The 10,683-nt window shown below is 32.8% G+C and carries 8 protein-coding genes; 3 read left to right on the forward strand and 5 right to left on the reverse strand.

The features are described 5' to 3' along the window. Positions 1–6: 6 nt before the first annotated feature. Positions 7–3,036: a protein translocase subunit SecDF gene (gene secDF, locus QNK89_RS02230; RefSeq protein ID WP_340169342.1), complete on the forward strand. Its 3,030-nt coding sequence runs from the start codon at positions 7–9 to the stop codon at positions 3,034–3,036. A gap of 430 nt (positions 3,037–3,466) precedes the next feature. Here secDF and QNK89_RS02235 read toward each other — a convergent pair whose 3' ends face one another. From QNK89_RS02235 to folE, 5 genes are all read right to left on the reverse strand, one after another. Next, a complete protein-coding gene (locus tag QNK89_RS02235; RefSeq protein ID WP_340169343.1) occupies positions 3,467–3,961 on the reverse strand; it encodes a DUF192 domain-containing protein in 495 nt (164 codons plus the stop codon). Beyond that, complete coding sequence (gene lgt / locus QNK89_RS02240; protein ID WP_340169344.1) at positions 3,961–4,896, reverse strand: prolipoprotein diacylglyceryl transferase; 936 nt, start codon at positions 4,894–4,896, stop codon at positions 3,961–3,963. Before lgt ends, QNK89_RS02235 begins: the two co-directional genes overlap by 1 nt. Positions 4,897–5,101: 205 nt before the next feature. Continuing rightward, complete coding sequence (gene yidD / locus QNK89_RS02245) at positions 5,102–5,323, reverse strand: membrane protein insertion efficiency factor YidD (RefSeq protein ID WP_340169345.1); 222 nt, start codon at positions 5,321–5,323, stop codon at positions 5,102–5,104. A 43-nt stretch (positions 5,324–5,366) separates the two neighbouring features. Further along, on the reverse strand, positions 5,367–6,848 hold the full coding sequence (cysS, locus tag QNK89_RS02250) for a cysteine--tRNA ligase (protein WP_340169346.1): 1,482 nt from the start codon (positions 6,846–6,848) through the stop codon (positions 5,367–5,369). A 53-nt stretch (positions 6,849–6,901) separates the two neighbouring features. After that, positions 6,902–7,573 (reverse strand): GTP cyclohydrolase I FolE, encoded by a 672-nt coding sequence (gene folE / locus QNK89_RS02255; RefSeq protein WP_340169347.1) that lies wholly within the window; start codon positions 7,571–7,573, stop codon positions 6,902–6,904. 253 nt (positions 7,574–7,826) lie between these two features. Here folE and QNK89_RS02260 point away from each other — a divergent pair, with 253 nt between their 5' ends. Next, positions 7,827–8,300, forward strand: coding sequence for a hypothetical protein (locus QNK89_RS02260; RefSeq protein WP_340169348.1), 474 nt, complete (start codon positions 7,827–7,829; stop codon positions 8,298–8,300). A gap of 18 nt (positions 8,301–8,318) precedes the next feature. Continuing rightward, on the forward strand, positions 8,319–10,544 hold the full coding sequence (locus QNK89_RS02265) for a PKD domain-containing protein (protein ID WP_340169349.1): 2,226 nt from the start codon (positions 8,319–8,321) through the stop codon (positions 10,542–10,544). Positions 10,545–10,683: the final 139 nt, after the last annotated feature.

The raw sequence follows: 10,683 nt of genomic DNA on the forward strand, positions 1-10,683 counted from the left end.
AAAACAATGCAAAACAAAGGATTAGTAAAGCTGTTCGCGGTTTTATTTGGACTGGTAAGTATTTACCAACTGTCTTTCTCGTTTAAAAACAGTGCCATCGAGAAAAACGCACAAGAAATAGCAGCATCAAAATTTAGTGAGGATGTTGAAGGTTTTAAAGATGCTCGTAAAGCGTTTGAAGTAAACTATCTTGATTCTCTTTCAACCTCAAAAGAAAAAGTATTCTTAGGTGAAGATTATGCTAAAATTAAGGATAACTCTATGAAATTAGGTCTTGACCTTAAAGGTGGTTTAGAAGCAATTTTACAAGTGTCTGTAAAAGATATATTAAAAGGGTTAGCAGATAACTCTAAAGACCCTGTATTTAATAAAGCATTAGACGATGCAGATGAATTACAGAAAGATGCACAAGAAGATTATATTGAATCTTTTTACAGAGCTTTCGATGCTATTAAAGGAGATAAAAAATTAGCTTCTCCAAATATTTTTGCAACACGTTCTCTAGTAGAAGCAGGAACTGTAAAAATAGGAATGAGCGATGCAGATGTACAATCTGCTTTAACTAAAAAAATTGACGAATCTATAAACTCTGCATTACAAGTATTACGTACGCGTATTGATCAGTTTGGTGTAGCGTCTCCTAATATTCAACGTTTAGGTTCTTCTGGACGTATTTTAGTTGAATTGCCAGGTGTTAAAGATGTAGAGCGTGCTAAAGCATTAATTACAGGTACAGCAGAATTAGAGTTCTGGTTTGGTTTCAAAGCACAAGACTTAGGTCAGTACTTTCAAGATTTAAATAACTCTTTAAAAGTAACAGAAGAAGCTGTTACAGAAGAGGCTACAGAAACTGATGTTGATGCAGCAGAAGCAGAAGATACTACAGAGTCTATTATTGGAGATTTAACTGGTGAAGAGGATGAAACAGCAGTAGTTGTTAATCCGTTTTACGATTTAGTACCAGTAGGTACAACAGGTTCTTATTCTGGAGTAGCTTTAGTTAAGCTTACAGATCAAGAGAAAGTATTAGAAATCTTAAATTCTAAAGAAGCTATTGTATTACTTCCAGCAGCTGCAAAAAATATAAGATTTGTTTTCGAAAAGCCTAAAAAAGATAGTGAAGTATCTACTTTACATGTTTTAGAAGGTAATAGAGATAACGAGCCACCATTAAGCGGAAGTATTGATGATGCAAGAGAAGGTTACGACCAGGCAAATAGAGTAGTAGTAAACATGCAAATGGATGCTGCTGGTTCTAGAAAATGGGAAGAAATGACTGAGCGTGCTTATAAAGAAGGAAGTAATATTGCTATTGTTTTAGATAATCTTGTGTATTCTGCACCTGGAATTAGTAAAGGTAAAATTGCAGGAGGACGTTCAGAAATATCTGGAGATTTTACAATAAACGAAGCAATAGATTTATCTAACGTATTACGTGCAGGTAAATTACCAGCAAGAGCAACAATTATTCAAAGTGATGAAGTAGGACCAACTTTAGGTCAAGAAGCTATCGATAGTGGTACAATGTCATTTTTATTAGCATTAGCTTTAGTATTATTATGGATGGTTTTCTATTATGGTAAAGCAGGTTTATTTGCAGATGTAGCAATGGCTTTAAACATCTTATTAATATTTGGAATCTTATCTGGATTAGGAGCTGTATTAACATTACCAGGGATTGCAGGTATTGTATTAACAATAGGTATGTCTGTAGATGCAAACGTTCTTATTTTTGAGCGTATACGAGAAGAGTTAGCAAAAGGAAAAGACCAAAAATCTGCAGTAAAAGATGGATTTAGTAATGCATTGTCATCTATTTTAGATGCCAATATTACAACAGGTTTAACCGCTTTAATTTTATTCTTATTTGGTACAGGACCAATTAAAGGTTTTGCAACTACATTATTAGTAGGTATTGCAACTTCATTATTTACAGCAATTTTTATTACTAGATTATTAGTAGACTGGTATGTTAACAGAGGAGGTAAATTAGACTTCTCAACAGGTTTAACTAAAAACTTATTTAGAAACATAGATATCGCTTTCTTAAAGAAGCGTAAAATGGCTTACATTATTTCTGGAGTATTAATTCTTGGAAGTTTAGGTTCGTTATTTACAAATGGTTTAGACCAAGGTGTAGATTTTGTAGGAGGTAGAACATACCAAGTACGTTTCGACCAACCAGTAAATTCAGCAGAAATTAGTGCAACATTATCAGATCCAGCAGTTTTTGGTAGTGCAGACGCTAAAACTTTTGGAGATGATAACCAATTAAAAATTACAACTAAGCATAGAATCGATGAAGCTTCAGAAGAAGCAGACGAGGAAATGAGACAAACATTATTTAATGCGTTACAGCCACATTTAAATGGAATGAGTTACGATGAATTCATTTTAAATAACGAAGGTAAAACTGCAGGATTAATGAAGAAGTATAAAGTAAGTCCAACCATTGCAGATGATATTAAAAAGGCTTCTTTCTGGGCAGTTTTAGGATCTTTAATTGTAGTGTTCCTTTATATCTTAATTCGTTTTAAAAGATGGCAGTTCTCACTTGGTGCAGTAGCAGCAGTATTTCACGATGTATTAATCGTATTAGGTGTATTCTCTATAACATACAAATGGATGCCATTCTCAATGGAAATCGACCAAGCCTTTATAGCAGCAATACTTACTGTAATTGGTTACTCTTTAAATGATACCGTTGTAGTATTCGATAGAATTCGTGAGTTCTTTAATGAGCACACAGGCTGGGAATTTAATAAAGTTATCGACAAATCTTTAAGCTCTACATTAAGTAGAACATTAAACACCTCTTTAACAACATTAGTTGTGTTATTAGCCATCTTTATTTTTGGTGGAGAATCTATTAGAGGATTTATGTTTGCCTTAATTGTAGGTGTAATTGTAGGTACATACTCATCTTTATTTATAGCAACACCAATTATGTACGATTCTGTAAAAAGAGGAGATGCAACAGAAGCTTTAAAAGATAAAGTAAAAGAAGAAGAATTAGAAGAAGATGCAAAAGCATAAGTCTTTAAAACTTTAAACAATAAAAAAGCCTTTCAGTATTAAACTGAAAGGCTTTTTTATTTATGCTATACTTGTTTAAAAATATTAGGGTTATTAAAGTCTAACGAATAATCTTTTCTTTGGTATTACCAAGGCAACAAAGCCTTGTCAGGCTATCAAGGCTTGCTCTCTGCGAGGAGCTTAAACAAACCTTTCTATCCTTAATGCGATTACTTAGGAAGTTAAATAACTTAAACGTATTAAGATCTATTTTTAGAATTGTTGTTTTTTTTCAAATACGGAAGTCTCAATTTTTATTAAAAAATATCTAAACCTAGTTTTCTTGTGTAGCGGTTTTATTATGTTCTTAAATGTAAAACAAATAGAATATGTTTTGTGAAATTGTTTTAACTTAAGGTAAAGACTAGGCTAGAATCCTATTGTAAAATTTTTATTGCTCCTTAAAAATATAATAGTCCATTTTATCACCAACTTCTAACAACCATTCTTGCGCTAGTCCAGCATTTACTTCTAGAACAAACTGTGCTAATGCGTTAGATGGTAATGAAGATTCATCTAAAGGTTGAGCATTTTCTTGAAAGCTTACAATAGTTTTATTATGGTCTAAATAGATAAGGTCAAGCGGAAAGCGTGTGTTTTTCATATAAAAATTACGCTCTTGTAGGTTAGAGAAAACAAACAACATGCCTTGGTTTTTTTTCATAGACTCTCTGTACATTAATCCAGTTTGAATCTCAAAAGGTGTTTCTGCAATTTCAATATCTAATTTAGTAACAATACTGTCTGTTGTGCTTTTATATAAAGTAAGCTCGCCTTCTTTTGTAAAAGAAATTTCAGCTTGTTTTATAGTTTTTGGCTCACCTTTGCAACTGTTAAACGCTGTGCTTAATATTAGTATAACTATTGCTGTTTTTAATATTCTCATTATTTATAAGTAGATTTTTGTTTGTAAGAAAACATAAAATAAAGACCAATTATTATAAATGGAATACTTAATACTTGTCCTGTATTCATGAACCAGATATAATCGTCTCTTCCGTCTACTTGAGCAATTTTAATAAACTCTACAAAGAACCTAACCGTCCAAAGTAAAACTAAAAAGAGGCCAAACAAGAAACCTGGTTGATTGCCTTTATTTGTTTTTAAGTAAAAATAGAGTAGTATTAAAAACACGAAAATATAACAGAAAGATTCGTATAGCTGTGCTGGATGTCTAAATGGGACAGCTTCTAATAAGTCTATAAATTTAGGATTATTAGAAACTGCTCGGTATGCTTCCTTATAGTTTTCTATTCCTGTTTTTTTAATAATCTCTCCTTTGGTGTAATATTCTTGAATAAAACGAACACCTAATGGGAAGTCTCCAGATTCTTTTCCAATAATTTCAGAGTTTATAAAATTTCCAATTCTAATAAAAACAGCACCAGAAGCTACTGGTATAACAATGCGGTCTAAAATCCACATTAATGAATTGTATTTATATTTTCTGCGGTATAAGTACATTGCAAAAACAATTCCTATTGCTGCACCATGACTTGCCAGTCCCGAAAAGCCCTGAAATTCAAAACCTCCACTAAATTTAAATGGTAGGAAAACACTAAAAAAGTCTTGAGAAAATAACTCTGGCTGGTAAAAAACTACATGACCTATACGAGCACCAAACATAGTTGCTAAAACAGTATAAATAAATAAAGGGTCTAAATATTCTATTTTTACGTTTTCTCTATTAAATATTCGCTTCATTATGTTCCAGCCTAAAATAAAGGCAATTACCCACATTAAGCTATAAAAATGAATTTTGAAATTTCCAATAATATCAATTCCAGTAATTGGATTCCAATTGAATTCTAATAAATGCATAGGTTGTTTTTTATGATTGTAAATATAGTATTTATGATTAATTTATGATAGTTTATCACAAATCATTAACAAAACCACGATGTTTATTTTAAAACTAGATAATGATGTTTGCGTTAAAGATTTAATAGGAAGCCTGATTTTTTTTACTAATACTTGCGGTTTTTTATTCCTAGTAGGTATTAGTACAAAAGAAACGCCCTAAAAATTATGGTACAGGATCATATCCTTTTCCTCCCCAAGGATGACAACTAAAAATACGTTTTAAACTTAATTTCATGCCTATTAAAAAACCATGTTTTTCTAATGCTTCTTTAGTATAATGTGAACATGTAGGTTGGTATCTACACGTGGCTGGTGTAAAAGGAGAAATAAAAGTTTGGTACACTTTTATGATAAATAGAAAAGGTGCAATAAGTAATTTTTTCATAATTCAAAAGGCCTCTTTAATGTTAGAGGAATTAGTGAACTGTTTAGTTTGTAGAAAAAGTAGTGCCTTCTCTACTGTCTTTTAATGTAATACCAACTTCGGCTAATTCATCACGAATTTTATCAGACAAAGCAAAGTCTTTGTTAACTCTTGCTTCTTGTCTTAGTTTTATAAGTAACGCTACAGCGCCTGAAAGTTTATTTGTTCCTTCGGTAGATTCTTGTATGCTTTTTAAGCCTAACAAATCAAATACAAAAACATGAATTGCAGTTTTAAAAGTATTTAAATCCTCACTTGTAATCGAAGTGTTTCCTTCTTTAATAGCGTTAATGTGGTTTACTGCTTCAAATAAATTAGCGATTAAAATAGGTGTATTAAAATCGTCGTTCATTGCATCATAACACTTCTGCTTCCAGGTTTCTATATTAAAAGACGATGTGTTCGATGGTTTTAGGGTCTCTAAATCTTCTACAGCATTCATAAGTCGATTAAAGCCTTTTTCGCTTGCTAAAAGACCAGTGTCTGTTAAGTCTAAGATGCTTCTGTATGCAGCTTGCATCATAAAAAATCTAATTACACTTGGGCTGTAAGCTTTAGACATGATTTCGTTTTCACCAGAAAGTAGTTCAGCAGGATTAATATAGTTTCCTGAAGATTTACTCATTCTAGAACCATTTAGTTCTAGCATATTTGCATGCATCCAATATTTAACAGGATCTTGACTTTTTGCTGCTTGGTTTTGGGCTATCTCACATTCGTGATGTGGAAACTTTAAATCCATTCCGCCACCATGAATATCAAATTGTTCTCCAAGGTATTTTGTGCTCATTGCAGTACACTCTAGATGCCAACCCGGAAAACCATCGCTCCATAGAGAAGGCCATCGCATAATATGTGTAGGTTCTGCTTTTTTCCATAGTGCGAAGTCTTGTGGATTTTTTTTGTCACTTTGCCCATCAAGAGCGCGTGTATTATGAATTAGGTCTTCAAGTTTACGTTTACTTAAAATACCGTATTGTTTAGTTTCATTAAACTTGTGTACATCAAAATACACAGAACCATTTATTTCGTAAGCAAAACCATTATCTATTATAGCGCTAATAAGTTCTATTTGTTCTATTATATGTCCTGTAGCTGTAGGTTCTATACTTGGAGGTAGTAAATTAAAATTAGCAACTACGTTATGAAAATCTACAGTATAACGCTGTACAATTTCCATAGGTTCTATTTCTTCTAGACGTGCTTTTTTTGTAATCTTATCTTCACCAACATCGGCATCGTTTTCTAGATGCCCAGCATCTGTAATATTCCTAACATAGCGTACTTTATAACCTAGATGTTTAAGGTAACGAAACACCATATCAAAAGACATAAATGTTCTAACGTTTCCTAAATGTACATTACTGTAAACAGTTGGGCCACATACATACATACCAACATAACCATTAATAATTGGTTCGAAAATTTCTTTTTTCCCTGTTAAGGAATTATAGATTTTTATCTGTTGATTATTATAAAGTTGCATTGTAGTAATCTTATTAAAAGTATTATTTTTTTACTAAAATCAAGTATGTTAGATTAAAATTTAGTGTCTAATTTAATGTAATCTAAAAATTCACGTTTAGTTTCTTTGGTTTTAAATTTTCCACCAAATTCTGAAGTGACTGTGCTGCTTTCAATATCTCGAATACCTCGAGAATTTACACAGAGGTGTTTAGCATCAATTACACAAGCAACATCATCTGTGTTTAATACTTTTTGAAGTTCTTTAACGACTTGAATAGTTAAGCGCTCTTGTACTTGTGGACGCTTTGCAAAATAGTCCACAATTCTATTCATTTTAGATAAACCAACTACAGTGCCATTAGATATGTATGCAATATGGGCTCTTCCTACTATTGGTAATAAGTGATGTTCGCAAGTAGAATAAACAGTTATGTTTTTTTCAACAAGCATTTCTCCATACTGATATTTATTATCGAAAACAGAAGCTGCAGGTTTTTTTTCTGGGTTTAAGCCTCCAAAAATTTCATTTACAAACATTTTTGCAACACGCTTTGGTGTGCCATTAAGACTATCGTCATTTAAGTCTAAGCCCAGAGTTTCCATAATATGGCGAACGTCATCTTGAATTATTTCTATTTTTTTGCTGTCTGAAAGCTCAAACGCATCAGGTTTCATTGGTGTGTCAGAAGATGTGCCAACATGGTTCTCTCCTAACTCATCATTTGTAGTATTATCAATTTTCATCTGTACAAATTCTATATAAAGTCATTAATTTGGCAAGAATAGTCCTAATTGTCAGACTATACTTTCAGTATTTTATTATTGAAAAAGGGTGTTAATATTCCTTTTAATATTTAGTTCGCAAAGATAAGTAATAAAAAATGAGTGTCACTAAGTAGGAGTTTTTAAATTTATGTTGTTATATCAATCTAAAGTTAGCGAACATTTAATTATTTTTTTGCTATTTTTAGCATCCTTAATCAAAAGTACCTATTGTATGAAACTCAAACTACTCTATACATTTGCTTTATTATTTGCAATTAACATCATAAGTGTTTCTGCGCAATCTTCTAAAAAGCAACAACCACTTAAAATTGTCAATTATGGAGAGAATATTAATAATCCATTAACAGCTAAAGAATTATCTTTTATAAATGAAGTTTATTTGGATAAGGCGCAAACTTTAGTTTTAAGTAAACCACAACGTGTTAAAGATATTAAACACATATTAAGAAATAGAGTGTATATTCAAGAGCATGTAGGTAAAGATTTGTCTCCATATAAGTTGCTTTCAACTGTTCCGCTTTTTAACAATTATAATAAAGAGCTTAGAAGAGATACTTTTTTTGATTCTAATAAATTTAACGTTTTAAAATATAGTTTCGATTTCTACTCACGAAACAAAAAAGTTATGACCTACAGAATAGATAATACCAATTATCTAATTAACATTAAGCCTCAGCACAACTAAAATTTAAAAACATTTCAAATGAAGAAATTAGCTATAATATTAGTCTTGTTAATCTCAAGTGTTACGTTTTCTCAAGATATTTTGATGCAAGATGGAACTTCTAACCAGTGTGCTGGAACGTTTTTAGATTCTGGTGGCCCAGCAAACTATTCCAGTAACGAAGACTTTACTTACACTATCTGTCCAGAGAATACTGGAGATATTTTACAATTAAATTTTTCGTCGTTTAGTACACAGCTAACCGATATTATGACTATTTATGATGGTGATGATACAACAGCACCAGTATTAGGCACATTTTCTGGAGGTGGAGCAGCAAATAATCCAGGTCTTGTAGAGGCTAGTGGAACAAATGCAACAGGTTGTTTAACTATTACATTTGTATCTGATGGATCCGTAACCACTACAGGTTGGTCTGCAGCAATATCATGTTTCGAACCTTGTCAAACTATTACTGCAGTTATTGATAGTACTTCACCAGCAGTTAATGGTGCAGGTCAAGTAGAAGCAGACCTTAACCAGGTAATTACATTTAATGGTAATGGTGTTTTTTCAAATTCTGGAGCAGGAGCAACCTATACTTGGGATTTTGGAGATGGTTCTCCAACAGTAACAGGTCAAACGATTGATTATGCATATACTACATCAGGTATATACAACGTAACCTTAGTTATAACAGATACAAATCCTAACGGATGTCAAAGTACAAATGATATAAATCTACAAGTTATTGCTGGAGCTTCTAGCCCAGGAAATCCTAGTGTATACGCTGGAGACGATACTTCTATAGATTGTACAACAGGTTGTGTAGACTTGACAGCAAGTTATCTTGATATTGGACTAACAAATACTTATAGCGTTACTCCAATTGTTTTTGTGCCTCCTTTTTCATTTAATGGACTTACAAATTCAGTTAACACAAATATTGATGATAGATGGGGAAGTGTAGAGAGTATGCCTTTTGATTTTTGTTTTTTTACACAAACAGAAACTCAATTTCAAGTAGGTTCAAACGGCGTTATAAGATTTGATGTTGATGCAACAGATACTTCAAATGGATACTTTCTAGGCCCAGCAGACGATTTACCAAATAATACAAATGATACACTTGGCGAAGCCAATATCTTTACACCTGTTCATGATATTGATCCTTCTGTAAATAACACTAATGAGATTAGATGGGAAATTATTGGTACTGCACCAAATAGAGTATTAGCAGTTTCTTTTTATGAAGTCCCTCTTTATAATTGTAATGCATTAGAAGCAACTCACATGGCTGTAATGTATGAAACTACAAATGTAATTGATGTTTATATTAGAGACAGTCCTGCTTGTAATACTTTTAATGGAGGTAGAGCTGCAGTTGGTATTCAAAATGATGCTGGAAATGATGCATTTGTTCCACCAGGAAGAAATGTGTCAGATTCTCCATGGAATGCAAACAACGAAGCATGGCGATTTACTCCTGCTGGACCAAGTGTTGTAGAGTTCGCATGGTTAGACGATACAGGAGCTGTGATTTCAACATCACCAACATTTAATGTTTGTCCTACTACTACTACTACTACTTATACAGCAAGAGTAACGTATACAAATTGTAATGGAGATATTGTTATTGTTACAGATGATGTAGTTGTGTCTGTTCCTGTTAGTGTAGACTTAGGTCCTGATCAAAATTTATGTATTGGAGATCCGGACGTTATACTAGATGCTACTGTTGCTTCTGGAACTGCTACTTATCAATGGCTACTTGATGGCACTGATATTTCGGGAGAAACAAATCCTACTCTTACAGTCTCTTCACCAGATTCAGGAACTTACAGTGTGTCTATAAATGATGCAGGTTGTACTGTTACAGATGATATAATTATTACATTCTCAAATGGGAATGCAACATTCTCTCTAACACCTTCATGTGATGGTGCCACTGCAAATATAAGTGGAGATTTAGGTGGTACATTTGCATTTAATCCAGTTCCTACAGATGGAGCAGTAATTGATGCAGGGACAGGGACTATTACCAATGGAGTTTCAGGCGTAAGTTATACTGTAGAATATATTACAGGAGGCAGTTGTTCTGCCGCTAACACTGAAACTGTTACTGTTATTATTACCGATGACCCTTCATTTACAGTGACAGGAACTTGTGATGGAGCAACAGCAACTATTATAGGAGACACAGGTGGAACCTTTACTTTTAATACAGCACCTGCAGATGGAGCAACAATAGATTCAACAACATGAACTATTACAGGAGGAACGCCAAGTGCAACTTATATAGTTGAATATACAACAGCTGGTGCATGTCCAGATACATCAACACAAAATGTTACTGTACTAGCTCTAGAAGATGCAACCTTTACTATGTCTGCTTCTTGTGACG

Origin of the sequence: Lacinutrix sp. (assembly GCF_037625555.1) — a bacterium.
Classification (GTDB): Bacteria; Bacteroidota; Bacteroidia; order Flavobacteriales; family Flavobacteriaceae; genus Lacinutrix.

Coding starts and splice junctions, on each gene's coding strand:
- QNK89_RS02235 (WP_340169343.1), bottom strand. CDS start 3,961: ATGAGAATATTAAAAACAGCAATAGTTATACTAATATTAAGCACAGCG.
- QNK89_RS02260 (WP_340169348.1), top strand. CDS start 7,827: ATGAAACTCAAACTACTCTATACATTTGCTTTATTATTTGCAATTAAC.
- folE (WP_340169347.1), bottom strand. CDS start 7,573: ATGAAAATTGATAATACTACAAATGATGAGTTAGGAGAGAACCATGTT.
- lgt (WP_340169344.1), bottom strand. CDS start 4,896: ATGCATTTATTAGAATTCAATTGGAATCCAATTACTGGAATTGATATT.
- cysS (WP_340169346.1), bottom strand. CDS start 6,848: ATGCAACTTTATAATAATCAACAGATAAAAATCTATAATTCCTTAACA.
- QNK89_RS02265 (WP_340169349.1), top strand. CDS start 8,319: ATGAAGAAATTAGCTATAATATTAGTCTTGTTAATCTCAAGTGTTACG.
- yidD (WP_340169345.1), bottom strand. CDS start 5,323: ATGAAAAAATTACTTATTGCACCTTTTCTATTTATCATAAAAGTGTAC.
- secDF (WP_340169342.1), top strand. CDS start 7: ATGCAAAACAAAGGATTAGTAAAGCTGTTCGCGGTTTTATTTGGACTG.